The sequence below is a fragment of the Arthrobacter sp. 05T47 genome (assembly GCF_056395825.1).
Genome location: NZ_JBFTKG010000002.1, coordinates 260,489 through 286,771 on the forward strand (window position 1 = coordinate 260,489; position 26,283 = coordinate 286,771).

Consider the following 26,283-nt stretch of genomic DNA (forward strand, 5'->3'; position numbering starts at 1 on the left):
CCAGGCGTTCACTGGGTTGGTTCGGCCACTACATCGGCTCGACGAGCAGCTTTCTGATTTCGGTGAGCTTGGCTTCGGATGCATCCAGGCGCAGGCGGAGTCCCTCCACCGTCGCCGTACCTGTGTCGGCCGCATCGACGGGCGGCGCGGGAGCCTTGGGCGCCAGGAAGAAGTTGGCCAGGTAACCAGTGAACGTGCCGAAGATACCGACGCCGAGGACGATGATGCCCGACCCGATGGCACGGCCCAGATCGGTGACCGGGTACTGGTCGCCGTAGCCAACTGTCGAGATCGTGACGATCGTGTACCAGATGGCGTCCGAGGCGCTGGTGATGTTGGCCCCTGGGGCGTATTGCTCGACGCGGAGCATCGTAAAGCTTCCGAATTCCAGGACCAAAATGCCCATGAGCAGCAGGACGTACAGGGAGCTGCCGGCCCGGTCTTTCATCAGCGCGCGGCGGATCGTCCCGACGCCGACCTCGCGGAGCAGGCGGTACACCCGGATCAGCCGGAAGATCCGCAGGATCTTGAATTGGGCAACCGGCACGCTGGCCAACAGGTCGGCCCAGCCGAAGTGCTTGAAGAAATAGGCACCCGCCGAGGGCGCTGTGAAGATCCGGTAGAGGAAGTCGGCGAGGAAGATCACGCTGAAGATGGCGTTCATCACGGTGAGCACGGTATCGAGCGACGCGTCCTGCACGACATACAGGAGCACGAGGTTGACGATCGACAGGATCGAGAGGATACCGATGAAGATCTCGTATCCGGTGCTCTTCAGTTCACTGCGTTCCTTGGTCATGTGAGGATTCTGGCACGCAGGCGTCTGTGTGCCGACACTTTTTTCCAGCCATCACACGGCGGAAGGTGGCGGCATGCCTAGCCTCGGGAAATCTCGATCATGTCCTCGCGCGGCACCACCTTGATGCGCTCCCGTTCGATCCCCTTCGCGGACTCCGCCGCGGACCACTCTGCGCCGAGGGCGAGCTCGTGGGCATCGAGCTTGATCCACCCTTCCCACGTGGTGTACTCGATGCCGCGCTCCTGAAGCAGGTCGATGATGGCCTGCGGGTCCGGGTTCTGCGCCGGGGGCAGCGTCAGCCGGTCCTCCAGCAGGAAGCCGATGGTCTCCAGGGCGTCGCCCTTGGTGTGGCCGATCAGCCCGACGGGCCCGCGCTTGATCCAGCCGGTCGCGTAGATCCCGGGGACGGCGTTTCCCTCGGCGTCGAGCACGCGGCCGCCTTCGTTGGGGACAACGCCGCGGCGGGCATCGTATTCCAGCTCATCCAGCGGCGAGCCGTGGTAGCCGATCGCACGGTAGACGGCCTGGACGGGGTAGTCCAGGAACTCTCCGCTGCCCTTGACGTTTCCGGTGCCATCCAGCTGCATGCGTTCGAACTTGACGCCCGCGACCTTGCCGGGGTTCGCGGCGTCGTCGTATACCTCCACCGGGCTGTGCAGGAAATGCAGGTGCAGCCGGCGCGAGGACGGTTCCTCCGCCTCGGCGTGCTCCTCGACGAGCCAGTTGGTCAGGGTGTTGACCATGGTCCGGATCTGGTTGTTGCTGCGGATCGCCTCGTCCGAGGCCTCGTCGAACTCGAAGTCCTCCGGATACAGGACGATGTCCACGTCCTTGGCGTGGCTGAGTTCGCGCAGCTCCAGCGGCGTGAACTTCACCTGGGCCGGACCGCGGCGGCCAAAGACGTGGACGTCGGTGACCGGGGAATCCTTCAGCGCCCGGTAGACGTTGTCCGGGATTTCGGTGACCAGGAGTTCATCGGCGTGCTTGACCAGCATGCGGGCCACATCCAGGGCCACGTTGCCGTTGCCGATCACGGCAATCTCCTTGGCCTCCAGCGGCCACTCCCGCGGCACGTCCGGGTGGCCGTCGTACCAGGAGACGAAGTCTGCCCCGCCGAAGGAACCCTCCAGGCCGATCCCGGGAATGTCCAGGTCCGCGTCCTTGATGGCTCCGGTGGAGAAGATGACGGCGTCGTAGAAGGCGCGGAAGTCATGGAGCGTCAGGTCCCGGCCGTACGTGACGTTGCCGAGGAACCGGATGTCGCCGCGGTCCAGGACCTTGTGCAGCGCGTTGACGATTCCCTTGATCCGCGGATGGTCGGGGGCCACGCCGTAGCGGATCAGGCCGTACGGGGCCGGGTAGGCCTCGAAGAGATCGATGCTGACCTGGAAGTCGCCGTCCTTGACCTCATTGGACTTCGTCAGGATGTCCGCGGCGTAGACGCCGGCCGGACCGGCGCCAACAATCGCGACGCGGAGGGGACGGGTGGATGTGGATTCGGCCGAGTTGGACACCGGGAGCCCTTCTGATCCTTAGGGACAGCGCCAGTAGATACAGCGCACAGGCCCCTATTCTAAATGTCGCCGGCTCGCCTGCGCCCAATTGGCAGGAATAGGCGCAGCGCAGATGGTGTTATTGGTCTTGTGCCTAATCCCGAAGGATCCTTCTCCCCCGCCCCGCTGACGGCGCCGCCCGTCCCCGCCGCTGCCGCAGGCCCCGGCCCCGTCCGGCCGGCGGGACCGGCACCGGTAGACAAGGACACGACGGCGGGGATCCTGTTCGGCATCGGCGCCTACGGGCTCTGGGGGCTGCTGCCCCTGTACTTCTACGTCCTGCATCCGGCCGGCGCGGTCGAAATCGTGGCGAACCGGGTGGTCTGGTCGCTGATTTTCTGCATCCTGCTGATCACCGTCACCCGGTCCTGGCGGGTGCTCGGCGCCGCGTTCCGGAACCGGACGGTGATCGGCCCGCTGGCCATCGCCGCGGCGCTGATCGCGGTGAACTGGCTGACGTATACCTACGGCGTGACCACCGGCCAGGCCGTCGAGGCTTCCCTGGGCTACTTCATCAACCCGCTGGTCTCGGTCCTGCTGGGGGTCTTTGTCCTGAAGGAGAAGCTGCGGCCGCTGCAGTGGGCCGCCGTCGCAATCGGCTTCATCGCCGTGGGAGTGCTGACAGTCTCCTACGGCAAGCTCCCCTGGATCGCCCTGACGCTGGCGTTCAGCTTCGGCCTGTACGGATTCGTCAAGAAACGCGTTGGCCCGCGAGCGGACGCCATCACCAGCCTCACGGTGGAGACGATCGTGCTGGCCCCGGTGGCTGCGGCCACCATGATCGTCCTCGCGGTCAGCGGGGCGGCAAGCCTGGCCTCCAACGGTGCCGGGCATTTTTGGCTCTTGGTGGCATCGGGCGTCATCACCGCAGTGCCGCTGCTGTTCTTCGGCGCCTCCGCCCGCCGGCTGCCGATGACCACGATTGGCCTGCTGCAGTACTTCGCACCCGTCCTGCAGTTCATCGTGGCGCTCGTCGTGTTCAAGGAAGCTATGACACTTGACCGCTGGATCGGCTTCGGCGTGGTCTGGCTGGCCCTGCTGATCTTGACCGTGGACATGCTGCTCACTGCCCGGAAGAACTCCGTGACCCGGAAACGGGCCCGCGCCGCCGCGTAGGCGGTACCCAACTCCGCCGGCCGGCGTCCTGCACACCACGCCCGCCGTGCACTAGTGTCATCATGAATGGACACTTTGGGGCGGAATTGAGGATTGCTGGTGCCAGTAGAGGATCGTGGAACTCCAGGCGGACGGGATATCTCGTCCCTGGACTTCGACAACAGCGGCATCTTGCGCCTGGAGTGGGCCCGGGACGTCGTGATTGATGCGCCCAACGCACAGCTGGCCATGGACCGGGTCAATGAACTGTGCGGCGGCCGGCCCACGCCGCTGCTGATCGACATGGCCACCACGCAGTCCGTCAGCCGGGCCGCCCGGGCCGTGTTCGCCAAGCGCTGCGACGCCTCGGCCATCGCGCTCCTTGGCTCCTCCGCCGTGGACCGGGTGCTGGCCAACTTCTTCCTGGGCGTCAATTCCGCGCCGGTTCCGACACGCTTTTTCACCAACGGCGATGAGGCGGTCCGCTGGCTGACCTCGCAGGGCCATGACGGGGAATGATGATGACCGCCGCCTCGAGGAACTCGTGGACGGCATCGTCGTACTGTCCTCGGGCGATCTGTCGAACCGCCTGCCGGTGTCCCCGGCACGGGACGGCATTGACGCCGTAACGACCGGCATCAACCTGCTGGCCGAAGAACTCCAAAGCATGTACGAAGACCTGGAGGTCCGGGTCGCCGAACGGACCGCGCTGCTGGAAGCGGCCAAGGCCGAACTCCGGCGCGTCATCAATACCGATGAGCTGACCGGACTGGCCAGCCGCTCGCTGCTGCAGGAAAAAGCGGCCGAGGCCGTAGCCGGAGCCCAGACCGGCGCCGGACACCAGCCGGCCCTCATCCTGCTGGACCTCGACTCCTTCCGGCTCATCAACGACAGCCTCGGCCACGGCGCGGGGGACGCCGTGCTGCGGGAGGCGGCGCTGCGGTTGAGCGCTGCGGCCGGGCCCGGCCACCTGATCGCACGCCTGAGCGGCGATGAGTTCGCCGTGCTCGTGGCGGACCAGGATCCGGAGGCCGTGCTGCAGATCGCGGCCCGGCTCGGCGAATCGCTGAAGGCCAGAATCGTCGCCGGCGGCGTCGCGATCGCCCTCACGGCCGGCACCGGGGTCCGGCTGGGGGAACCTGGCCTGCGCAGCGAGGAGTTTATCCGGGATGCCGACATCGCCATGCACGAGGCCAAGAAACGTGGCCGCGACACCCTTCTGGTGTTTTCCGCGGCGATGCACGAGGCCGCCAAGCAGCGGGTCCACCAGGTGGCGGAACTGCGGACAGCGCTCGCTACGGACCAGCTCGAACTGGAATACCAGCCCATCATGGATCTGCGCACCGGCACCATCGCCGGCGCCGAGGCCCTGATCCGCTGGCGGCACCCCGCCCTGGGCCTGCTGGCGCCCGATACCTTCCTCGACGCCGCCGACGAGGCTGGGCTCACGGTGGAAATCGGGCACTGGGTGCTCCGGAACGCCATCGCCCAAACCGGCAGATGGAAGTCCGAACCCGGGCTTCCGGCGGGCTTCAGCACGCACATCAACCTCTCACCGGCGGACCTGCACCACGTCGACCTGGCCCCCTACGTCGAAACCCTGTTGGCCCGGCACGGCGTCGAACCCCGCAATGTCTCCATCGAAATCACCGAAACCGCGATCATGCGCGGCGGTCCGGAAGTGGCAGCCACGATGAAATCGCTCAATGACCTCGGCGTCCGGATCGAGATTGACGACTTCGGCACAGGCTATTCGTCCATCAGCTACCTGCGCACGCTGCCTGTCACGCAGGCCAAAATCGACAAGTCCCTGCTCGACGGGCTGACCACCGACCGGCAACAGGAGACCTTCGTCGCGGCCATCCTGCAACTGATCCATTCGGCCGGCCTCGGTGCCGTCGCCGAGGGCATCGAGGACAGTGAGCAGGCGAACAGGCTCCGGCAGCTGAACTGCGAATTCGGCCAGGGATACTTCTTCAGCCGTCCGCTGCCCGTCGAGGGTATGACGGATCTGCTGGCGCACCGGGACGGCGCCGTCGCGTGAGCGGAACCGAGAAGACGGGCGTCCAGAAGTCAGGCACCGAGAAGTCAGGCGCGCACGGGTCGGGCGCGCACGGGACGGGCATAACCGGGAACGCCATAGGCAGGGCTGCGGACACAATCCGGCTCGCGGCCAGGGTCGCCGCCCTGTCCCTGCACAGTCCGCGGCGCCCGGACCGGCGCTGGGACGCCTTCTGGCACGGCGTGTCTCAGGGATCCCTCACGGAAGCGATCATCTGGGATGCGGCCCCCGGCGACGGCAACGAGGAGGTCCGGCACCATCTGCAGACGATGGCCGGCACAATGGACACCGGCCTTCCGGTGATCGATCTCGGCTGCGGGAACGGCGCCATCACCCGGCGGCTCACCGAAATCTTCCCCGCGGTCCTGGGCGTGGACGTCTCCCCCGGGGCCGTGGCGGCAGCACAATCCGCGCACCCGGACATCCCCGGCCTCAGTTTTCGGAGCCTGGATGCCACGCGGCCGGCCGCAGCGGCGGCGCTGGCCCGCGAACTCGGCGACGCCAACGTCTTTGTGCGCGGTGTGTTCCACGTCCTGGGCCGGCGACGGCAGGCCCGCCTGGCGGGCTCCATCGAAGCCCTCCTCGGCGCCCGGGGACGGGTCTACCTCGTCGAGACGAACGTCCCGGGCGGCGCGCTAAGTTACCTCAGGGGCCTCGGCGCCACGGGCGGGCAGATCCCGGGACCTCTCCGCCAAGCCATTTCCGCCCTGCCAAAACCGGGCCATTTCGGCGCCGGGCAGCGCGCGCGGGTGTTCCCCGCTGACCGGTGGAGCCTCATCGCTGAGGGCTCCACCGTCCTGAGGACAGTGCCGATGGAACCCGGCGGACCGCCCGGCAGCATTCCGGCGTACTGGGCGGTCCTTGCGCCGCGGCCCCAGGCCTCCGGGACCTAGACCTCCGGGAAGGTGTCCACCCGCTGGTAGTCGCGCGGAACCACGACCATCGGGACGGGGAGTGCCCGCAGCACCTTGTTGGCAGTGCTGCCGATGAACAGCTTGTACTTCTCCGCCAGGCGGGAGGACCCCACGATCATGACCTCGCCGTCGTCCCATTCCAGGTCGTCGATTGCTTCCTCGATCGAGCGGCCGTGGGCCACCTCCACGCTGGCGTGGTGGCCTTCGGGCAGACGCTGAGCGGCCGCTGCCAGGACGGTGTTGGCGTGGATGTGGGCGGCGTTGACGTTTTCCCCGCCGTCGCCCTCCACGTCGAGTTCCACCAGGGAAACCAGCCGAAGCGGCACTCCGCGGCGTTGGGCGGATTCAATCGCGACGTCGATCGCTGCCTCCGCTCCGACGCGTTGGCCCACGGCGAGGGTCAGCCGCGTGACGGCCTCGGTCCGGCGGTAACCGCGCGGCGCCAGTGCCACCGGGACCGGGGCGGCGTGCAGGAGGGCGCTGGCCACGCTGCCCACGGTGTGCCGCTTGAAGAGCCCGTTGCTTGCTGCCCCCACCACGATCAGGCCGGCCCGGTATTCGAGGGCGGCGTCGATAAGGCCTGCGGCGAAGGATTCCGCCTGGCGGACGTGGAAGTGTGCCTCCAGTCCCTCGGGGACCAGTTCCATTCCCTGGCGTTCCGCGGAGATAACCTGCTGCTCGGCGGTGCTGACCCGGCTGCCTTCCGGATTCATCGCCACATAGGGCGTGTGCCGGTCCACCACATAGACCAGGTCAAGATGCGCTCCCTGCGCCCGGGCCATGGCCGACGCCAGGGCAACGGCGTCCGCGCCGCGTTCGGTGGGGGTATAGCCGACTACGTATCGCATGTATGAACCCCTTATGGGTCTGTGGCAGATGCCAGCTGCGCCCCGGGGGTTCCGGGCGACGTCGGCCGGTCTGCGTTCCTGCAGTGGATATGGATGACTCTAGTCCAGCAGCCCCCCGAAAGGTGGTGACCAATGGCCCTGAGCAGCACAATCTTCCGCGCCTACGCTGGGATGGTCGAGGGGAGAGGACCATGAACGCCATCCGCAACCGCAGGACCGGGTCGCGGACAGCGGGGCTGGGAACCCTGGCGCTCCTGGTGGTCCTGACCGCCTGCACGACGCCGGCCCCGCAGCCCGCGGCCGGCAGCCCGCCGCCGTCGCAGTCCCCGACAACCACGGCCACCGCGAGGCCGTTGCCGACCGGCGACGCTGACGAAACGGCACCGCCGCAACCTGGCGACAAGGTGATTTCCTCGACGGTCGCCCACGACTGGTCGGTGCCCGGGCCGACCACACCGATCCACACGGACCACCAGAACCCGGTGCCTATCGCGCCTCCGCCGGCGTCCCCGTTGCCAGCCCTCTACGCGATCGGCGCGGGCCAGCACCCCTCCGACACCCCGCCGTATGACCAGCTGAGCTTCCGGTTCTCCGGCGGATTCCCCAGCTACGACCTCGAAGTGGTCCCCGAACTCGTCGCCGACGGCAGCGGCCTGCCCATTCCGATGCCCGGTACGGGCACCATCCTGGAGGTAACGTTCCGGGGCGCCCAGTCGCACACTGCGGACGGCACGGCCAGCACCGTGACCAGCGCGCCGCCACCGGCAATCGGATACCAGGCGCTCACCAGCTACGCGCCGGCCGGGGACTTCGAGGGCGTGCTGAGCTACGGAATCGGCGTCGGCCGTCAGATGAACACGGTCCCGGAGACGAAGGTTCGCGTCTCTGAGGTGGAAAAGATCGAGCAGGGCCAGCACCTGTACGTGGTGGCGATCCAGCTGGACTCGTCGGCCTGGAAATAGCGCCGCAGATTCCAGCCCGGGGCCAGGGCCGGAAGACGCGGGACCAAATAAGACAACGCAGGAGCCGCGGACGGTGTGTCCGCGGCTCCTGCGTTGTCTACCGGAAGGCCGGCCTCCGGGAAGGGATCGCCCTCCCGGCGGCTTGTTTCAGGGGTGGATCAGGCGTTGGCCTTGATGGCCGCGGCCAGGACCGCAAGGCCGTCCAGCAGCAGCTCGTCGCTGATCACCAGCGGCGGCAGCAGCCGGATGACGTTGCCGTAGGTGCCGCAGGTGAGGATGATGACACCCTCCTTGAGGCAGGCTGCGGCGACGGCCTTGGTCAGCTCCGGGTTCGGCTCTTTGGAACCGGCCTGGACGAGTTCAATGGCCAGCATGGCGCCGCGGCCGCGGACGTCACCGATCACGGACTGCTCGTTGGCAAGTTCGCGGAGCTTGCCGAGGGCGATCTCCTCGATGTGCTTGGCACGGGCGTTGAGGTCGTACTGCTCCATCGAGCCGATCGAGGCCAGCGCGGCTGCACAGGCTACCGGGTTGCCGCCGTAGGTGCCGCCGAGGCCGCCCGGGTGGACGGCGTCGAGGAGGTCGGCGCGGCCGGTGATGGCGGAGAGCGGCATGCCGCCGGCGATGCCCTTGGCCATGGTGATGATGTCCGGGACAACACCCTCGTGGTTCACGGCGAACCATTCGCCGGTGCGGCAGAAGCCGGACTGGACCTCGTCGGCGATGAAAACGATGCCCTTGTCCTTGGCCCAGGCAGCCAGGGCGGGCAGGAAGCCATCGGCGGGGACAATGAAGCCGCCCTCACCCTGGATGGGCTCGATGATGATCGCGGCAACCTGCTCGCCGCCGATCTGCTTCTCGATCATGGTGATGGCGCGCTTGGCGGCCTCGGCACCGGTGATCTCCGGGTTTTCCTCGCGGAACGGGTAGCTCATCGGCATGCGGTAGACCTCGGGCGCGAACGGGCCGAAGTTGGTCTTGTACGGCATGGCCTTGGCGGTCAGCGCCATGGTCAGGTTGGTACGGCCGTGGTAGGCGTGGTCGAACGCGACGACGGCGTCCCGACCCGTGGCCAGGCGGGCAACCTTGACGGCGTTTTCGACAGCCTCGGCGCCGGAGTTGAACAGCACCGTGCGCTTTTCGTGGTCACCCGGGGTGAGGCGGTTCAGCTGCTCGGCGACGGCGACATAGCCTTCGTAGGGCGTGACCATGAAGCAGGTGTGGGTGAAGTGCTCCACGGCTTCCTTCACGGCACCGACGACGGCGGGGTCCGAGGCGCCGACGCTGGTCACCGCGATGCCGGAGCCGAGGTCGATGAAGGAGTTGCCGTCGACGTCGTGGATGATGCCGCCGTCGGCGTCGGCCACGAAGACCGGGACGCTGGACGCGACACCAGCCGCGACGACCGCCTTGCGGCGCTCGGTCAGGGCAACGGACTTGGGGCCCGGGAAGTCGGCCTGGACGCGGCGCTTCTGCTCGAGCCGGTAGGTGATGTCATGTGCGGTGGTGGTCATGGGAAGGCCTTCCTAAGCGTGCGGTTGAGGCGCGCGAGTTATGCGTCAGGTTGAGTTATGCGGCTGCTGTGTTCTGCATCCGCGTTTATGCGACGGCGTTATGCGTCGAGCGCACTCATGACGTGCTTGATGCGGGTGTAGTCCTCCACGCCGTACATGGACAGGTCCTTGCCGTAGCCGGACTGCTTGAAGCCACCGTGCGGCATTTCGGCGGTGAGGAGAATGTGGGTGTTGATCCAGACGGCGCCGAAGTCGAGGTCACGGCTCAGGCGCATGGCGGTGCCGTGGTTGGTCGTCCAGACGCTGGACGCCAGGGCGTACTCGACGTCGTTGGCCAGTTCCACTGCCTCGTCCTCGGTGCTGAACTTCTGCACCGTGATGACGGGGCCGAACGTTTCCTTCTGGACGATGTCATCGGTCTGCTTGGCGCCCGTGACGATGGTGGGTTCGAAGAAGAAGCCCTTCTCGCCCGCGCGGTGGCCGCCGGTCTCGATCTTGCAGTTCGCCGGCAGGTGCTCCACGACGGAGGTGACCGCGTTGAAGTGGTTGACGTTGTTCAGCGGACCGAAGTAGTTGTCTTCATCGTTCTGCGAGCCCGTGTGCAGGGTCCTGGTGTGCTCGACCATGGCGGCGACGACGTCGTCGTGCACCGAATCCTGGACCAGGACGCGGGTAATCGCCGTGCAGTCCTGGCCGGCGTTGAAGAAGGCGAACTCGGCGATCGCCGCGGCGCTCTTCTTGATGTCGGCGTCGGCGAACACAATGGCCGGGGCCTTGCCGCCGAGTTCCAGGTGGGCGCGCTTGAGTCCCTTGGCGGCGCCCGAGGCGACGGCGATGCCGGCGCGGACGGAACCGGTGATGGAGACCAGGCCGGGGACCTTGTGCTCGACCATCATGGCGCCGGTCTCGCCGGTGCCCAGGACAACGTTCAGGACGCCGGCCGGGAAGATCTCGCCGGCGAGCCGGGCCAGCACCAGGGTGGACTCCGGGGTGGTGTCCGAGGGCTTGAGGACCACGGTGTTGCCGGCGGCCAGGGCGGGCCCGATCTTCCAGATGGCCATGAGGAACGGGTAGTTCCACGGGGCCACCTGGGCCACGACGCCGATCGGCTCGCGGCGCACGTAGGAGGTGTGGCCTTCGAAGTACTCGCCGGCGGATTTGCCTTCCATGATGCGGGCCGCGCCGGCGAAGAAGCGCAGCTGGTCGGCGCCCGCGGCGACTTCCTCGGAGGCGATCAGGGAGCGGACCTGGCCGGTGTTGCGGTGCTGGGCGTCCACGAGCTCGTCGCTGTTGGCCTCGACGGCATCCGCGAGCTTGAGCAGCATGAGCTGCCGCTGCCCCGGCGTGGTGTGCTTCCAGGTCTTGAAGGCGTTCCTGGCTGCCGTCATGGCGGCGTCGACGTCGGCCTGCACCGAGATCGGCGACTGTGCCACCACGTCGCCGTTGGTGGGGTTGACGATGGGCAGCATCCCTGTGCCGGCGGGGGTGACGAACTCGCCGTTGATGAAGTTCTGCAAGGTTTGGACCACGGTGTACAACCTCTTTCTTACTGCCAATGACGGATGTGTGTGACTGGTCACGAGCCTATGCCAGCCGGGCAAGCCAGGGAATAGGCACCTGCACACCTTGCCAGCAAGAGTTTAGTGCGCTTGACCAGCACCCGGCTATCCTGAATCCATGGCCATTTCACTCGCTGCCCTGCTGGGAGTTCCCTCCCTGAATCTCACCAAGGCCGGCCTCGCCGAAACCACCTGGCACCAGGACATCCTCTGGGTGGCCGTCACCGAACAGGAGGACCCGCAGCGGTTCCTCAACGGCGGCGAACTGATCCTGACCACCGGAATGCGGCTCAAGAGCGCCGCCGAACAGCGCCGCTTCGTGCGGCAGGTCCAGCGGGCCGGGGCCGTGGGAATCGGGTTCGGGGTAGGACTGACGCACGACGCCGTACCTCCGGCCCTTATCGCCGAGGCCAACCGGTGGGGGCTGCCGGTGGTGGAAGTGCCCTACGAGACGCCGTTCATCGCGATCGGTAAGCTCGTGGCCGACGCCCAGTCCGCGGACCACCTGGTGAAGCTTGAGCGGCTCATCGCCGGGCACCAGATCCTGGCCCGGGCCCTGCTGACCGGTGGCGGCCTCGCCGAACTCCTGAAGCACCTGGGCTCGATGCTGCGGACCGAGATCGTCCTGACCCAGTTCACCGCCCAGCTGTACAACAGCGTGCCCGGCCACCCGGCGCCCAAGGCCGAGGGCTGGGCATCCTACCCCATCCCCACGGGCCGCCGCGACGCCTGCACGCTGTGGGTAAAGCAGCCCTTTGAGGACTCGGGCATCGTGGGCTACGCCCAAAACCTGATCAGCGTTGAACTGAACAACATGGTCAAGCAGCGGCAGGCGCAGCGGGCCCTGGCCGGACAGGTCCTCGACGACGTCATCCACGGCACGCTGGAGTCCAGCGAAGCCACCCGGCGCCTCGCCGGCGTCGGGATCAACAGCACCCGCAAGAACGTGGTCCTGCTCGCCGAGTCGGCCGCCCACCAGAAACAGCTGGGGAGTTCCTCCCTGCCCCAGCCGCTCGAGGCGGCGGTCAGCGCCGCCGTCGGGAAGGACCTCGTGGTGGTGATCCCCGACGACGGCAGCGGCGCCAGCGCCCTGGCCCGCAGCCTCAGCGACCATCTGGCCGAAGCCGGGATCCACGCCACGATCGGCATTGGCGGGGCCTACACGAAACCCAACGGCCTGCGCTGGAGCTATTTCGAGGCCCGCGACGCGTCCAGCCACGGCCTGCCGGTCAACGAGCCGGAGCGGCTGAGCCTGACTTCGCTGCTGCTGGCCAGTGAAGACGTCCCGCTGGCGGACATGGCCAACGAATCGCTGAACCCGCTGCGGGCCTTTGACGCAGCCCACGGCGCCGAACTCATGGCCACGCTGGAGAGCTACCTCGTCAACAACGGCTCGGTGGCGGCTGTCGCCGAGGAACTCACCCTGCACCGTAATACGGTCCGCTACCGGCTGGCGCAGATCACCGAACTCACCGGCTACGACCCGGCCCAGACACCGGACCGGGTGCAGCTCTGGCTCGCGCTGGCGGTGCAGCGGCTCAGCGCCCGGCAGCCGCGCTGACGCACACCGCCCCGCTCGACCCCGGCCCCCAAGCCGCTGTCACTCGCAGAGATATTCGCCACTAAAGGCTGACGCTCAAACATCAAACGTCTAACCTTTAGATATGGCTAGCAGCACGGCGGTTTCCGCACTTTCCCAGACAGCTCCACCCGGTGCCGGCCGTCCGCGCGGGGTGATCGTGGCCGGCGTCGTGGCGCTCGTGCTCATCGGGCTCAACCTGCGCGCAGGGATCACCGGCGCAGCCGCCCTCTTCCACGACCTGCAGGCCGTCCTGGGCTACGGGCCTTTCATCGCGGCCCTGCTCCCCTCGATCCCCACGCTGTGCTTCGCGGTGGCCGGGGCTGCCACGTCCTGGCTCACCCGGCAGCTGGGGCTGGAAAAAGCCATCCTGCTCTCCCTCGTGATGCTGGCCGCGGGTCTGCTGCTCCGCGGCGTTCCGTCCACCGGAATGCTCCTGGCCGGGACCGTGGCGGGGATGTCCGGGCTCGCTATCTGCAACGTGGCCATGCCGTCCTTCATCAGGGTGCACTTCGCGGACCGCACCTCCCTCATGACCGCCGTCTACACGTTGACCATGACCACCGGTGCCACGGTCACCGCCGTGCTRATCGTTCCGATGGCCACCGCCCTGGGCTCTCCATCGGCGGGCGTCGGCGCAATCGGCCTCCTTGCCCTGGGCGCCTGCCTCGGCTTCGTGCCGATCGCGGTCCACGCCCACCGCAACGCAACCGCCGGCAAGGCCGCCAGGGTTTCCCCGTGGCCCCTGCTGCGGACCCGCACCGGCGCGCTGATTACCCTCGGATTCACCGTGCAGGCGCTCCTGGCCTACGCCGTGCTCAGCTGGTTCCCCTACATGCTGGCCACGATGGGCCTCACCGCCTCTGACAGCGGGCTCATGTTCGGACTCATGCAGCTCGTCTCCGTCCCCGCCGGCATGGTGCTGGTGGCCATCGGCTCGCGCCCCCGGATGCTTCGCACAGCGTTCTACCTGGCCACCGTCACCATGGCCCTCGGCGTCCTGGCCATGCTGGTCCTGCCGGCTACCTGGGCTCCGCTGACCGCGGTGCTGCTGGGCTTCGGGCTCGGCATCTTCCCGCTGGTCATGGTGATGATCAGCCGCAGCGGCCGCACCACGGCCGAGACCACCGCGCTGTCCACCGTGGCCCAGTCCGCCGGCTATCTGCTGGCGACGCTGGGGCCGTTCGGCATGGGCCTGCTGCACAGCGCCACCAACTCCTGGACCCTGCCCCTGGCGCTGCTGCTGGCCGTGGCCCTCGGCCAGATCGTGGTGGGCCATCTCCTGTCGGCCGGGCCGAAAGAGATGCGCGAGAAGGAACGGCGGGCCGCCGAACGGCGCTCCGCCGAACTGCGCTCCGAGGCAAGGACCCGGCCATGACTCTTACCGCCTCGCACCGGCCCCCGCTGGCGGAGGAAATCACCGCCAAGCTCCGGGAACTGATCCACTCGGGCGAGTGGCCACTGCAGCAGCGCATTCCGGCCGAACCGGAATTGATGGCCGCGTTCGGGGTTTCCCGCGGCACCCTGCGCGAGGCCATCAAGGCGCTCGCGCACAGCGGCATGCTTGAGGTCCGGCGCGGGGACGGCACGTACGTCCGCGCCACCAGCGAGATCGCCGGCGCCACGCAGCGGATGTACCAGGACCACTCCCAGGAGCACATCCTCGAGGTCCGGGTCGGACTGGACACCCAGGCCGCCCGCCTTGCCGCCCGCCACGCGACGGCCGAGGACGTCAGTGCCCTGCGCGATTTGCTCACGGCACGCCGGGACGCCTGGCTGGCCGGAGACTACGCAGCCTGGGCCCGCGCCGACTGGGACTTCCATGCGCGGGTGGCGCAGGCGTCCGCCAACCCGCTGCTCCATGAGCTGTATGTCAGCTTCGGCGGAGTTTTCCACAATGACCTGCTCCGCCAGCAGCGGCGAGCAGGATTCAACGGCCTCCCGCTTGAGGGCCACGACGAACTCGTGGCCGCGATTGCCGCCGGCGACGAGGCGGCCGCCGTCGAGAGCGTCACGCGGAACCTGAATTCCTGCGCCGAATGGCTGCAGGAGTAGTTGCCGAGGGTTTTCCCAAGGTGGCCGGAAGATGCTCTGTCTCAGTGGCGCCCGCCACTCGCGCACCGGCCTCACAGCCTGGCCCGCGGGCACGCGGATTCGCGTCACCGTCGGCCTCAACGCCGAGTCCGGACGGCCGGTCCCTGCGCCCAGCAGCAGGGGCCGGCTCGACTTCGGCGGGGGCTCAGCGGCCCGTCAATAGGGTCTTAGTGCCGTAGACCGGGCCCCGGCCACGGTCAACACTAAGAGTGGTAGGACGCTGCACGAGGGTGCCCGAAAAAGGGTCACCTGCTTGCACCCCAGTCCCCGGACAAAGGTGCCAGTCTCGCCGGATGACAGTCCGGCCGGATGACAGCCTCGCCGCGTGCGGCGGTGCCTGCTGTGCTTTGCCTCAGCAAGTACGCCGCGAGGAGGTCGAAGGTGGGCAAGAAGAAGAAAAAGGCCAGGCGCGCCGAAGGACAGGACGAGCGGGCCCGGAAGAAAATGCCCCGCAAGGAGTACGAGGCGGAGATGGCCGTCCTGCAAGGCGAGCTGGTCGCCATGCAGGAGTGGGTGAAGTCCACGGGAGCCAAGGTCTGCATCGTCTTCGAAGGCCGCGACACGGCCGGCAAGGGCGGCACGATCAAGCGCATCGTCGAGCGGGTGAGCCCCCGGGTGTTCCGGGTGGTGGCGCTCCCCACCCCGACGGAGCGGGAGAAATCCCAGATGTACCTCCAGCGCTACATGTCCCACTTTCCGGCGGGCGGCGAGGTGGTCATCTTTGATCGCAGCTGGTACAACCGTGCCGGTGTGGAGCGCGTGATGAACTTCTGCACCCCGGAGGAGACCGAAAGGTTCCTGAACATGACGCCGATCTTCGAGAAGGCGATGGTCGATGCTGGAATCATCCTGATCAAGTACTGGCTCGAGGTCAGCGCCGACGAGCAGACCCGGCGCCTGGAGAGCCGGATAGATGATCCCCGCAAGACCTGGAAACTCTCCCCCATGGATCTGAAGTCGTACAAACGTTGGTACGACTACTCCCGGGCCAGGGACGCCATGTTCGAAGCGACCGACACCGCCTGGGCGCCGTGGTACGTCGTGCACAACGACGTCAAGAAGCGGGGCCGGCTCAACATCATCAGCCACTTGCTCAGCCAGGTGCCCTATGAGCCGTTCCCGGGCCTCGACGTCGAGCTCCCCAAGCGCCAGAAGGCCGGCGACTACCGCGAACCCACGCTGGCCGTCCGGCACATCCCGACACCTTTCTGAGCACCGTCCCGGCCACGAGGAGGAAAGTCATGACCGACAATCCCGGAGCAGCAGCAGACTTGGCCGCGGCCGAAGCGGACGCAACCTGGTACTCCATGGCACCAGCGGACGTGGCGTCCGAGCTGAGGGTGGACCCGGCCAGCGGGCTGAGCGCGGCAGAGGCCGAGCAGCGGCTGCAGGAGTACGGCCCCAACGCCCTGGCCGCCGCGAAGCAGGAGCCGGTCTGGAAGCGGTTCTTCAAGCACTACCGGGACTACATGCAGATCGTGCTCGTCGTCGCCGCCCTGGTGAGCCTGCTGATCGAGGAGTACGGGACCGCGATCGGGCTTGCCCTGCTGACGCTGTTCAACGCGTGGCTGGGCTACCACCAGGAAGGCAAGGCCGAGGCGGCCGCCGCTTCCCTGGGGCAGATGATGAAGTCCATGGCCAAGGTGCGCCGCGACGGTGACATGGCGGAGATCCCCTCCGAGCAGATTGTGCCCGGCGACATCGTGGTGGTCGACGCCGGTGACCGCGTCCCCGCCGACGGCAGGGTGATTCTGGCCGCGACCCTCCAGATCGAAGAGGGCGCGCTGACGGGCGAAAGCGTCGCCGTCGAGAAGGAAGTCGGGGCCATCAGCCGGCACGACGTCGGCATCGGCGACCGGGTGAACATGGCATTCATGAACACCAACGTCACCCGGGGCCACGGCGAGATCCTCGTGACCACCACGGGCATGGGCTCGGAAGTCGGCCACATCGCCCACATGCTCTCTGGCCAGAAGGAGGAGAAGACCCCGCTCACCAAGCAGGTGGACCGGCTCACGATCTTCATCATCATCGCGGCCCTCTTCGCCTTCGTCGCGATCGTGGTGATGGGCCTGGCCCAGGGCGAAAGCTTCGCGGTGCTGTTCGGGATCGGCGTGGCCCTGGCGGTCGGCTCGATCCCGGATGCGCTTCCCGCCGTCGTCACCACAATCCTGTCCGTGGGCTCGGTCAACATGGCCAAGAAGAACGCCATCATGAAGGTCCTGCCCGCGGTGGAGACCCTCGGCTCCACGTCGGCCATCAACTCCGATAAGACCGGCACCCTGACCCTGAACCAGATGACGGTGCGGGAAGTCGTGACCGTCCAGCACCATTACACGGTCAGCGGCGAGGGCTACAGCTTCGAGGGCCAGATCCAGCGGACCACCGGCGACGCCGAACGCGACCTGGATTACGTGATGTTCCCGTGTGCGCTGTGCAACGACTCCGATATCGAAAACGGCGAGGTCATCGGCGATCCCACCGAGGCGGCGCTGTACGTGCTCGCGCAGAAGGGCGGCGTGGACGTCCGGGAGTTCCGCAGGAACAACCCGCGGGTGGCGTCCGTGCCCTTTGACTCCGACTACAAGTTCATGGCCACGTTCCACCTGATGCCGGGCGCCGACGGCAAGCCCGTGATCCGGGCGTACGTGAAGGGGGCACCCGACGTCGTCCTCAACAGGTCCTCGTCCGGGCGGATGCCGGGCGGACGGGCGGAGACCCTCACCGAGGAAATGCGCGGGAAGGTGCTGGCCGCCAATGAACGGATCGCCAGCCAGGGCCGGCGGGTGCTCGCCCTGGCCCAGCGCGAATTCGACCCGGCCACGTTCCAGCCCTCGGGCGACCTCATGGCGCTGATGCAGGACCTGGAGATTTCGGCGCTGATCGGCGAGGTGGACCCGCCGCGCGCCGAAGCCGTGGCCGCCATCGCCAAGGCCAAACACGCCGGCATCCGGGTCCGGATGATTACCGGCGACCACGCCATCACCGCGGCCGCGATCGCCGACGAGCTCGGCATCCGGGGGCGCGCGGTCACCGGCGCCGAGTTCGCGGCCATGAGCGATTCCGAGGCCGACAGCCAGGTGGATGGGATCGGCGTGATCGCCCGGGTGGCGCCCGAGCACAAGGTCCGGCTGGTCGAAGTGCTCAAGCGCAAGGGCAACGTCGTCGCCATGACCGGCGACGGCGTCAACGACGCGCCGGCCATCGCGGCGGCCGACATCGGGATCGCGATGGGCATCACCGGCACCGACGTCGCCAAGGGTGCGGCCAAAATGATCCTCGCCGACGACAACTTCGCCACGATCGTGACCGCGGTCGAGCAGGGCCGGCTCGTGTACGACAACCTGCAGAAGTTCATCCGTATCCAGGTCGCCAACCTGTTCATGTTCATCCTGGCCTTCATCGGCTCGTCGGCGTTCGCGATCGCCGGCACCGCGCTGCTCAGCCCGGCCCAGGTGCTGTGGATCCACATGGCGATCGTCGCCCCCATCGGCGCCGTGATGGGCCTGGACCTCGCGACGCCGGGCATCATGGACCGGAAGCCCCGTCCGTTCAATCAGCCGATCATCGTCCGGTCGATGATGGTGCGCCTGTTCGTCGTCGGGCTGTTCATGGCGGCCGCCACCCTGGTCCTCGTGCAGATCGGCAAGGCCAGCTACGGTTCGCTGGAGGTAGGGCAGACCATGGCCATAGTTGGCCTAGGGCTGATGAACATTACCGTGGCCCTCAACCTGCGATTCCCCGAGGAGAGCGCGTTCGGCCCGTCCACCGTGTCCAACCCGAAGCTGCTTTGGGCGTTCGGCTGGGCAGTGGTCGGCTCGATGCTGATCACCCAGATGCGCGTGCTGCAGGACCTGTTCGCCACCGTGCAGCTCAACGGGGCGCAGTGGCTGATCTGTCTGGTGCCGGCCGTGGTGCTGCTGCTCCTGGGCGAACTGTTCAAGGTGATCCTGCGGGCCCGGCATAGTGCTGACAGGGCCAAGGTCCTGGCGCCGGCCGTTCCTGCCTGACGCTGTGAGCCTCCGCGCGTAGAATCAGGGCCACAGGCAACGCCGTGGGCAGCGCCGTGGGCACAAGAGAGTTTCACCGGACCGGATGAGGTTAAGCGGCATCGCTACGGCAGAGGAAAAGTCAGGAAGCGATTCCGTCATCGACGGCGCCGCGGACGCCGCCGAGGCGGCGTCGAACAGCATCTGGCTCGACGTCGCCGCACGGTCGGGTTTCGCAGTGATGGCGCTGCTTCACATCGTGATCGGGGCCATCGCCATCGCCCTGGTGTTGGGGGTCCCCGGACAGGCCGACCCCACCGGCGCTATCGAACAACTCGCGGCCAACCCCTGGGGTCCTGCCGTCATGTGGGCTTCCTGCGCGGCCTGCGCCGGGCTTTCGCTCTGGCAGCTGAGCGAGGCCACCCTGCGGGCCCGGCACCTGCCGCGCGGCGAGCGGCTGGGCAAGCTCATTTCCTCCGGTTTCCTGGCCGTCGCGTACGGCAGCGTTGGGTTGAGCTTCGCCGGCTTCGCGCTCGGCCAGCGCGGCGATTCCGGCGACTCCACGCGGGACTTCAGCACGGCGCTGGTCCGGTCCCCGTTCGGGGTTCCGGCCCTGGTCGGCCTGGGCCTGGTCATCATCGGGATCGGCGTGTACTTCATCGCCAAGGGCCTCGGGAAGAAGTTCAAGGAGGAGCTGCACCATTTCGAGGGCACCCGCCGCGGCAGGCTGATCAGTATGCTCGGCGTCGCCGGGCACGTCGCGAAAGGGCTGGCGCTGATCCTGACCGGGCTGCTGTTCGTGATCGCCGCGGCCACCAACAACCCCGGTTCGTCCACCGGCCTGGACGGCAGCCTCAAGGCACTGCGGGACCACCCGTTCGGCCCGTACCTGCTCCTGGCGATCGGCACGGGCTTCATTGCCTACGGCGCGTTCGCCCTGGTGCGGGCGCGCTTCGGCCGGATGTAGCCTCTTCAGGTGCGGCTAGCCTGCGGCCTTCCGCAGCGGAACCACGTCGCCTTCCTGGTAGAGCAGGGCCCGGATTTCGGATTCGGCGGAATCCAGCCGCCTGGCATCGATCGTCTCCCCTGCGGCGAAGTGGTCCAGCAGCCGCGGATCCACGTAGCTTTTCCGGGCGATCGACGGTGTGTTGCCAAGGACCGCGGACGCGTCAACCATGGCGCGGCTGACCGCCCTCTTCCGGGTCGATTTCTTCGCCTGCGGGCCGCTGCGCGCCAGGCTGACGGCCGCCGTCGCCGTCCCGCGCAGGGTGCGGAAGTCCTTGGCCGTGAAGTCCTCCCCCGTGCGCTCCTTGACGTACTCGTTGATGTCCGCGCTGGACACCGGATGCCAGCGGCGGCCGGCCTTGTAGGCGAGCAGCCGTGCCTTGCCGCCGCGCCGCTTGAGCTGGCGCACGACGGCGGCGAGGTCGGCGTCGTCGATCCGCGACTCCCAGGTCTTGCCGCTCTTGGCCGGGAAACTGAGCCGGAGTTCGTCCTTGTGGACCGTGACGTGGGCGCAGAGCAGGGTGGCGAGGCCACGGCTGCCGTTTTCGTTGGTGTAGCGCTCGGAGCCGACCCGAAGCGACCCGCTGTCGAGCATCCGAAAGGCGGCGGCCAGCACGCGTTCCCGGGTCAGCCCCTCGGAGCGCAGGTCCATGGTCACCAGGCGGCGTGCGGCCGGCAGGGTCTCGGCCAGCTGGAGCGAACGGTCGAACTTCAGCCGGTCCTTCCGCTCCCGCCAGCCCGGATGGTAGATGTACTGCCGCCGGCCCACCGCGTCGAGTCCCGTGGCCTGGATGTGCCCGTTGTCGTACGGGGCAATCCAGACGTCGGTCCAGGCCGGCGGGATCCCGATGCCCTCAAGCCGGTCCCGCACGGGACCCGGCGGCAGGGTGGACCCGTCCAAATCCTTGTAGCTGAAGCCGGTCCCGGCGGGTACCCGGCGGTACCCGCGGCCGGACGCGTTGCTGTGACGGAGCCTCATGACGGTAAGCCTACTGACTATCACCCGGGTTTCCACGCACAACAAACAACGCGGGGTCATTCCGCGCCCATAATCCCGTCCGGGAAGGGCGCGGAGTGACCCCGCGTTGCTCTGTGCTGGTGCGCTTCGGGCGCTGTGCTGTTGAGGCTAGACCTCCGCGGCCACTCCGCCGCGGGAGATCGCCACCATTTCCTCGCGCGGGACCACCTTGATGCGCTCACGGGTGACCTCGACCCCGAAGGACGGGCCGGCCGCCGTCGCCGTCTCGCCGAGGCCGCGCTCGTGGGCGTCGAGCGCCAGCCAGCCTTCCCAGCTGGTGTACTGGATGCCGCGGCCCTCCAGGAGTTCGACAATCTTCTCCGGGGCGGGCGCCGCGGCCAGCGGCAGGTTGGCGCGGTCCTCGAGCAGGTAGGTCACGGTTTCGAGGGCGTCGCCCTTGGTGTGGCCGATCAGTCCCACCGGCCCGCGCTTGATCCAGCCGGTCGCGTAGATCCCCGGGACGTGGGTGCCGGCGGCATCCAGGACGCGGCCGCCGTCGTTCGGGACAACGCCCTTGCTGTGGTCGAACTCGACCTCGGGCAGTGCGGAGCCAAAGTAGCCGATGGCGCGGTACACGGCCTGGACCGGGTAGTCGACAAACTCGCCGGTGCCGCGGGCGTTGCCGGTGCCGTCCAGTTCGGTGCGCTCGAACTTGATGCCTGCGACGCGGCCGGGAGTCTCGGCGCCGTCGTACACCTCCACCGGGCTGTGCAGGAAGTGCAGGTGCAGCCGGCGGGAGGCCTTGAGCTCGGAGAGGTCCTCGGGCTGCTCGGCGATCCAGTTGGTGAGGGTGCCCACCATGGTCTTGGTCTGGTTGTTGCTCTGGATCTGCCGGTCGGACTCGGCGTCGAACTCGAAGTCCTCGGCGTAGAGAATGATGTCGACGTCCTTGGAGTGCGAGAGTTCGCGCAGTTCCAGGGGCGTGAACTTGACCTGGGCCGGGCCGCGGCGGCCGAAGACGTGCACGTCCGTGACGGGCGAGGACTTCAGGCCGGCGTAGACGTTGTCCGGGATTTCGGAGACCAGGAGGTCGTCGGCGTGCTTGGAGAGCATGCGGGCCACGTCCAGGGCCACGTTGCCGTTGCCGATCACGGCGATTTCCTTGGCGTCCAGCGGCCATTCGCGGGACACATCGGGGTGGCCGTCGTACCAGGAGACGAAGTCTGCGCCGCCGTAGGAGCCCTCGAGTTCGATGCCGGGGATGTTCAGGTCCGCGTCCTTGATGGCGCCGGTGGCGAAGATGACGGCGTCGTAGTGGGTGCGGAGGTCATCGATGGACAGGTCGGTGCCGTAGTCCACGTTGCCGAAGAAGCGGATGTCGCCGCGGTCCAGGACCTTGTGCAGCGCGTTGACGATGCCCTTGATGCGGGGGTGGTCCGGGGCAACGCCGTAGCGGATCAGGCCGTAGGGTGCCGGGTAGCGGTCGAAGAGGTCGATGCTGACGGTGAGCTCGCCGCTCTTGACGGCCTCGCTCTTGGTCAGGATGTCCGCGGCGTAGACGCCGGCGGGACCGGAGCCGACGACGGCGACGCGCAGCGGGCGGGCGGCAGTTCCTACAGGGGTGTTCGTTGACACGGCTGTGTTCCTTTTTCTTCTGCATCCGTTGCTCCACAAACGCCCTTTTGAGGCTTGATAACGGCAGTTATGGAGCAATCGACGGACTTTACGGGGTCAGTACGCGGGTCTTGGTGGTGCGGGGAGCGTTCGGGGAGGTGGTGCTGTAGTCCGCGGTCCTGAAGTGCGACGGCGCGAACGGGCTGACGCGGACCACGTCGCCGATCACGATCACGGCGGGGTTCGCGACGCCGGCGGCCTCCGCCTGATCCGCGATGGTCCCGAGAGTTCCAATGGTCACCCGCTGGTTGGGCAGGTATCCATTCTCTACGATGCCAACAGGCGTCTCCGGAGGCAAACCGGCGCGGGCCAAGGAGGCTGCGGAATCGCGCAACTGGCCCACGCCCATGAGCAGGATCACAGTGTGGTCGGCGCGGGCCGGGACCTCGGAGAGTTCCTCGTGGCCGGTGACCACGCTGAAGCCCTTGGCGAGCCCGCGGTGCGTGACGGGGATGCCCGCGGCGGCCGGGACGGAGATGGCCGACGTGACGCCGGAAACCACTTCCACCTCGACGCCGTGCTGCCGGCAGAATTCGGCTTCCTCGCCGCCGCGGCCCAAAACGTACGGGTCGCCGCCCTTGAGCCGGACCACGCGGTGGCCCTGCAGGGCCTCATCGACCAGGATCCGGTTGATTTCCGCCTGCGGGACGGGATGGTGGCCCGGATTCTTGCCGACCTCGATCACGCGGACGTCGGGGGCGAGTTCGTTGAGCAGTTCGCGGGGGCCGAGCCGGTCCGCAACCACGACGTCGGCCTGGCCCAGGAGCCGGCGGCCGCGCACGGTGATCAGTCCGGTGTCGCCGGGACCGCCGCCCACGAGGGCAACAGATCCGGTGGCGCCTGCGCCGGAGACACGGCGCCTGCGCAGCGGCAGGTCCCCGGTGTCCAGTGCGGTGGCGACGGCGTCGCGCAGGGCCATGGCGCGGCGCGGGTCCCCGCCGGCGTTGACGGCGATCTTCACGTCGTCCACCACGGCGACGGCGGGCGTCCAGGCCGCGGACGCTTCGTGGTCGGAGGCGTTGACGCACCAGATGCGCTGCGCCTCGGCGTCGGCCGAAACCTGCGCATCCACGGCGGCGTCGCCGGTGGCGGTCTGGACGAACCAGACGCCGTCGACGTCGGAGGGGCGGTAGTGGCGGGGCTCCCAGTTCACGAGGCCGGCGTCGGCAAGTTCAGCCAGGGCCGGGCAGGCAACCGGGGCCACAACGGTGACGCGGGCTCCGGCGTCGAGCAGCCCCTTGGTGCGCCGGGCGGCCACCGGTCCTGCCCCGACCACCAGCACGGGACGGCCGAGGAGGCGCAGCGCCGTGGGGTAAATGTCCTGAATTGCCATGCATCGACGATAGGGCGGCGTCACATTGCGGAACAACGGTGCGGAAACACCAGTTCACGCAAGGTAACGCCACGTCACATTGGGGACCGGGCCATTCCSGGACCCTGCGCCGCTATTTCACGGTGATGTCACTGCTATTTCACTGGGATTATTTCACTGCGATTATTTCACTGCGATGAGTTCGATCAGTTTGATGTCCGGGTCCTTGGCGAGCAGGGCAGGACCGTGCTCGCCGAGGGCGGCGGGGATGGCGCCGGTGAGGTGGGCCTGACGGTCCTCCTCGGTATCGAAGGTGTCGAAGATGCCGAAGGTGTTCTCATTGACCCGGAAGGCGTACCAGGTACGGGTTCCCGGCTCGTTGAGCACGATCTCGCGGCCCCCGTTGAGGAAGTCCCAGACGTCCTGTTCCTTCCCCGCCTTGGCTTCGAGCAGGGCCAGCACGCCAAATTTTGCTGCCACAGCGACCTCCTTGGAGTCAGTCGTGGAATGGGCACAACCCGGCCCATAGGCGTGAGTGTAGGCCCCTGCCGGAACCCCGACAAGGAGGTCCCGACAGGGAGGTCCCGGATGCCTCCCGGGAACGCAGCAGGGCCCGACGGCGGTGGTCGCCGTCGGGCCCTGCTGGTGGTGTGGTGTGCCTTAGCGGGTGCTGCCCGCCAGGAGGCCCCGGCGGCGGAGGAGCCGCTTTTCGATCGGGGCGAACACGAGCAGTTCGATCAGGATGCCGACGCCGAGGATCAGCAGGATCGCGGACATCACGACGGTCATGTCGGACAGGGCACGGCCCYGGTCCAGCATGGAGCCCAGGCCAAAGCCGATGGTGCCGCCGACGGCGATGATCTCCGCTGCCATGAGCGAGCGCCAGGAGAACGCCCAGCCCTGCTTGAGGCCGCTGAGGTATCCGGGCAGGGCCGCCGGGAGGATGATCTGCAGGGCCAGCTGCAGCCGGGACGCCCCGAGGACCTTGCCGACGCTGCGGTACTGCGGCGGGATCTGGTCCACGCCGGAGATGAGCCCGTTGATGATGGAGGGGATGGCGCCCATGAACACCACGAAATACACTGTGGCGTCGGTCAGGCCGAACCAGAGAATGGCCGCGGGCACCCAGGCCACGGACGGCAGGACCTGCAGCCCGGAGATCAGCGGACCGAAGGCGCGCCGGAGCGGGGCCACCTGCGCCAGCAGGAGCCCCACCGGAGTCGCGACGACCACGCTGATCAGGAAGCCCACGACGCCGCGCTGCAGCGAGGTCCAGACGGCCTGCTGCAGCTTGCCCTCACCCCACAGGGTGCCGATCTGCCCAACGACATCCATTGGCCCGGGCACGATGTCCCGGCGTTTGTAGCCAAGGGAGACGTACACCTGCCAGATGAGGACAAGCACCACCAGGGCAGCCACCGGGAGCAGGATCCGGCTCCAGTCGATGCCGGCCTTGCGTACAGCATCGGACTGGAGCGAATCGAGCCCGGATTCGAGCTGCCGCAGGTCTTCCTTGCCGGTGGAGGAACGGGTCAGGGCCGCGTGGACTTTGCGGGTCTCGGCGGGGGCGTCCGCCACAGCTTCGGCTACGGGTAGTTGGTTACTTGGCATGGCGGCGGATCTCCTCGCGAAGCCGGGCGGTGATGACGCCGGTSAGGTGGCCGGCCARKCCKGCGTCGGTGCGGTGCTCYTCGGTGACGTGCCATTCCTGCACCACCCGGCCGGGCCGGGAGGAGAGCAGCAGCACGCGCTGGCCAAGCCGGACGGCCTCGCGGACGTTGTGGGTGACAAAGACGATGGTGCGGCCGGTTTCCTTCCAGATGCGCTCCAGCTCGTCATGGAGCAGGTCGCGCGTAATGGCGTCCAGGGCGGCGAACGGCTCGTCCATCAGCAGCAGCTGCCGGTCCTGGGCCAGGGAACGGGCCAGGGCCACGCGCTGTCGCATGCCGCCGGAGAGCTCGTGCGGGCGTTTGTCCCCCGCGCTGCCCAGGTGCACGAGGTCGAGCAGTTCGCCGGCCTTGGTCCGCCGCTCGGCCTTCCCGAGCCCGCGCAGCTTCAGCGCCAGTTCCACGTTTTCCCGGGCAGTGAGCCACGGGAAGAGTGCTGAGTCCTGGAACATGAAGGCGGCGCCGTCGCTGGGCACTTCCAGGGCCCCCGACGTCGGTGCCTCCAGTCCCGCCATGATGTTGAGCAGGGTGGACTTGCCGCAGCCGGACGCACCGAGCAGGGCGACGAACTCGCCCTGCCCGATGGTGGCGTTGACCTCGTCCAGCACCGGGGCGCCGTCGCCGAAGCGCTTGCCCAGGTTTTCCAGTACGACTGGCATGGTCAGGTCCTAACTGTTGTTGCGGGTGGCGGCTGGAGGC

General features: G+C 67.9%; 22 protein-coding genes. 11 read left to right on the forward strand and 11 right to left on the reverse strand.

Annotated features, from left to right (window positions below):
• Window positions 1-28: 28 nt before the first annotated feature.
• Together AC1DEY_RS03350 and AC1DEY_RS03355 are read right to left on the reverse strand one after the other, a co-directional pair.
• On the reverse strand, window positions 29-799 hold the full coding sequence (locus AC1DEY_RS03350) for an ion transporter (RefSeq protein ID WP_476866741.1): 771 nt from the start codon (window positions 797-799) through the stop codon (window positions 29-31).
• Between the two features lie 77 nt (window positions 800-876).
• Window positions 877-2,313, reverse strand: coding sequence for an FAD-dependent oxidoreductase (locus AC1DEY_RS03355; RefSeq protein WP_476866742.1), 1,437 nt, complete (start codon window positions 2,311-2,313; stop codon window positions 877-879).
• A gap of 120 nt (window positions 2,314-2,433) precedes the next feature.
• Here AC1DEY_RS03355 and rarD point away from each other — a divergent pair, with 120 nt between their 5' ends.
• From rarD to AC1DEY_RS03375, 4 genes are all read left to right on the forward strand, one after another.
• Complete coding sequence (rarD, locus tag AC1DEY_RS03360) at window positions 2,434-3,468, forward strand: EamA family transporter RarD (protein ID WP_476866821.1); 1,035 nt, start codon at window positions 2,434-2,436, stop codon at window positions 3,466-3,468.
• Between the two features lie 93 nt (window positions 3,469-3,561).
• Window positions 3,562-3,966 (forward strand): DUF7793 family protein, encoded by a 405-nt coding sequence (locus tag AC1DEY_RS03365; RefSeq protein ID WP_476866743.1) that lies wholly within the window; start codon window positions 3,562-3,564, stop codon window positions 3,964-3,966.
• On the forward strand, window positions 3,953-5,491 hold the full coding sequence (locus AC1DEY_RS03370) for a putative bifunctional diguanylate cyclase/phosphodiesterase (RefSeq protein ID WP_476866744.1): 1,539 nt from the start codon (window positions 3,953-3,955) through the stop codon (window positions 5,489-5,491). The genes AC1DEY_RS03365 and AC1DEY_RS03370 overlap by 14 nt, the downstream gene beginning before the upstream one ends.
• Window positions 5,488-6,402, forward strand: a complete 915-nt coding sequence (locus tag AC1DEY_RS03375) for a class I SAM-dependent methyltransferase (RefSeq protein ID WP_476866745.1) — start codon at window positions 5,488-5,490, stop codon at window positions 6,400-6,402. The genes AC1DEY_RS03370 and AC1DEY_RS03375 overlap by 4 nt, the downstream gene beginning before the upstream one ends.
• On the opposite strand, the gene AC1DEY_RS03380 is transcribed toward AC1DEY_RS03375, so the two are convergent.
• Window positions 6,399-7,271 (reverse strand): universal stress protein, encoded by an 873-nt coding sequence (locus AC1DEY_RS03380; RefSeq protein WP_441407744.1) that lies wholly within the window; start codon window positions 7,269-7,271, stop codon window positions 6,399-6,401. The genes AC1DEY_RS03375 and AC1DEY_RS03380 overlap by 4 nt on opposite strands.
• A gap of 191 nt (window positions 7,272-7,462) precedes the next feature.
• On the opposite strand from AC1DEY_RS03380, the gene AC1DEY_RS03385 reads away from it, so the two are divergent.
• Window positions 7,463-8,233, forward strand: a complete 771-nt coding sequence (locus tag AC1DEY_RS03385; RefSeq protein WP_476866746.1) for an AMIN-like domain-containing (lipo)protein — start codon at window positions 7,463-7,465, stop codon at window positions 8,231-8,233.
• A 158-nt stretch (window positions 8,234-8,391) separates the two neighbouring features.
• Here the strand turns inward: AC1DEY_RS03385 and gabT are convergent, their stop codons facing one another.
• Both gabT and AC1DEY_RS03395 read right to left on the reverse strand, forming a co-directional pair.
• Entirely contained in the window at window positions 8,392-9,747 is a 1,356-nt protein-coding gene (gene gabT / locus AC1DEY_RS03390) for a 4-aminobutyrate--2-oxoglutarate transaminase (protein WP_441407742.1), read from the reverse strand.
• A gap of 98 nt (window positions 9,748-9,845) precedes the next feature.
• Window positions 9,846-11,276 carry a gamma-aminobutyraldehyde dehydrogenase gene (locus AC1DEY_RS03395; RefSeq protein ID WP_476866747.1) on the reverse strand — a complete coding sequence of 477 codons (1,431 nt, stop codon included), beginning with the start codon at window positions 11,274-11,276 and terminating at the stop codon, window positions 9,846-9,848.
• A 148-nt stretch (window positions 11,277-11,424) separates the two neighbouring features.
• Between AC1DEY_RS03395 and AC1DEY_RS03400 the strand changes: the two genes are divergently transcribed.
• The 6 genes from AC1DEY_RS03400 (at window position 11,425) to AC1DEY_RS03425 (ending at window position 19,935) form a co-directional block, all read left to right on the forward strand.
• Window positions 11,425-12,867, forward strand: coding sequence for a PucR family transcriptional regulator (locus tag AC1DEY_RS03400; RefSeq protein WP_476866748.1), 1,443 nt, complete (start codon window positions 11,425-11,427; stop codon window positions 12,865-12,867).
• Window positions 12,868-12,970: 103 nt separating this feature from the next.
• On the forward strand, window positions 12,971-14,263 hold the full coding sequence (locus AC1DEY_RS03405; protein ID WP_476866749.1) for an MFS transporter: 1,293 nt from the start codon (window positions 12,971-12,973) through the stop codon (window positions 14,261-14,263).
• Window positions 14,260-14,940, forward strand: a complete 681-nt coding sequence (locus tag AC1DEY_RS03410) for a FadR/GntR family transcriptional regulator (protein ID WP_476866750.1) — start codon at window positions 14,260-14,262, stop codon at window positions 14,938-14,940. Before AC1DEY_RS03405 ends, AC1DEY_RS03410 begins: the two co-directional genes overlap by 4 nt.
• 420 nt (window positions 14,941-15,360) lie before the next feature.
• Window positions 15,361-16,191: a polyphosphate kinase 2 gene (ppk2, locus tag AC1DEY_RS03415; protein WP_476866751.1), complete on the forward strand. Its 831-nt coding sequence runs from the start codon at window positions 15,361-15,363 to the stop codon at window positions 16,189-16,191.
• A 29-nt stretch (window positions 16,192-16,220) separates the two neighbouring features.
• Complete coding sequence (locus tag AC1DEY_RS03420) at window positions 16,221-18,989, forward strand: cation-translocating P-type ATPase (RefSeq protein ID WP_476866752.1); 2,769 nt, start codon at window positions 16,221-16,223, stop codon at window positions 18,987-18,989.
• 85 nt (window positions 18,990-19,074) lie between these two features.
• Window positions 19,075-19,935 carry a DUF1206 domain-containing protein gene (locus AC1DEY_RS03425; RefSeq protein ID WP_476866753.1) on the forward strand — a complete coding sequence of 287 codons (861 nt, stop codon included), beginning with the start codon at window positions 19,075-19,077 and terminating at the stop codon, window positions 19,933-19,935.
• A gap of 15 nt (window positions 19,936-19,950) precedes the next feature.
• On the opposite strand, the gene AC1DEY_RS03430 is transcribed toward AC1DEY_RS03425, so the two are convergent.
• From AC1DEY_RS03430 to AC1DEY_RS03455, 6 genes are all read right to left on the reverse strand, one after another.
• Complete coding sequence (locus tag AC1DEY_RS03430) at window positions 19,951-20,952, reverse strand: DNA topoisomerase IB (RefSeq protein ID WP_476866754.1); 1,002 nt, start codon at window positions 20,950-20,952, stop codon at window positions 19,951-19,953.
• 147 nt (window positions 20,953-21,099) lie between these two features.
• Window positions 21,100-22,566 (reverse strand): FAD-dependent oxidoreductase, encoded by a 1,467-nt coding sequence (locus AC1DEY_RS03435; protein WP_476866755.1) that lies wholly within the window; start codon window positions 22,564-22,566, stop codon window positions 21,100-21,102.
• Between the two features lie 88 nt (window positions 22,567-22,654).
• Window positions 22,655-23,938, reverse strand: coding sequence for a uroporphyrinogen-III C-methyltransferase (cobA, locus tag AC1DEY_RS03440; protein ID WP_476866756.1), 1,284 nt, complete (start codon window positions 23,936-23,938; stop codon window positions 22,655-22,657).
• Between the two features lie 162 nt (window positions 23,939-24,100).
• On the reverse strand, window positions 24,101-24,397 hold the full coding sequence (locus AC1DEY_RS03445; protein ID WP_476866757.1) for a putative quinol monooxygenase: 297 nt from the start codon (window positions 24,395-24,397) through the stop codon (window positions 24,101-24,103).
• 180 nt (window positions 24,398-24,577) lie between these two features.
• Window positions 24,578-25,528, reverse strand: coding sequence for an ABC transporter permease (locus AC1DEY_RS03450; protein ID WP_476866758.1), 951 nt, complete (start codon window positions 25,526-25,528; stop codon window positions 24,578-24,580).
• Window positions 25,518-26,243 (reverse strand): ABC transporter ATP-binding protein, encoded by a 726-nt coding sequence (locus AC1DEY_RS03455; RefSeq protein WP_476866759.1) that lies wholly within the window; start codon window positions 26,241-26,243, stop codon window positions 25,518-25,520. Before AC1DEY_RS03455 ends, AC1DEY_RS03450 begins: the two co-directional genes overlap by 11 nt.
• Window positions 26,244-26,283: the final 40 nt, after the last annotated feature.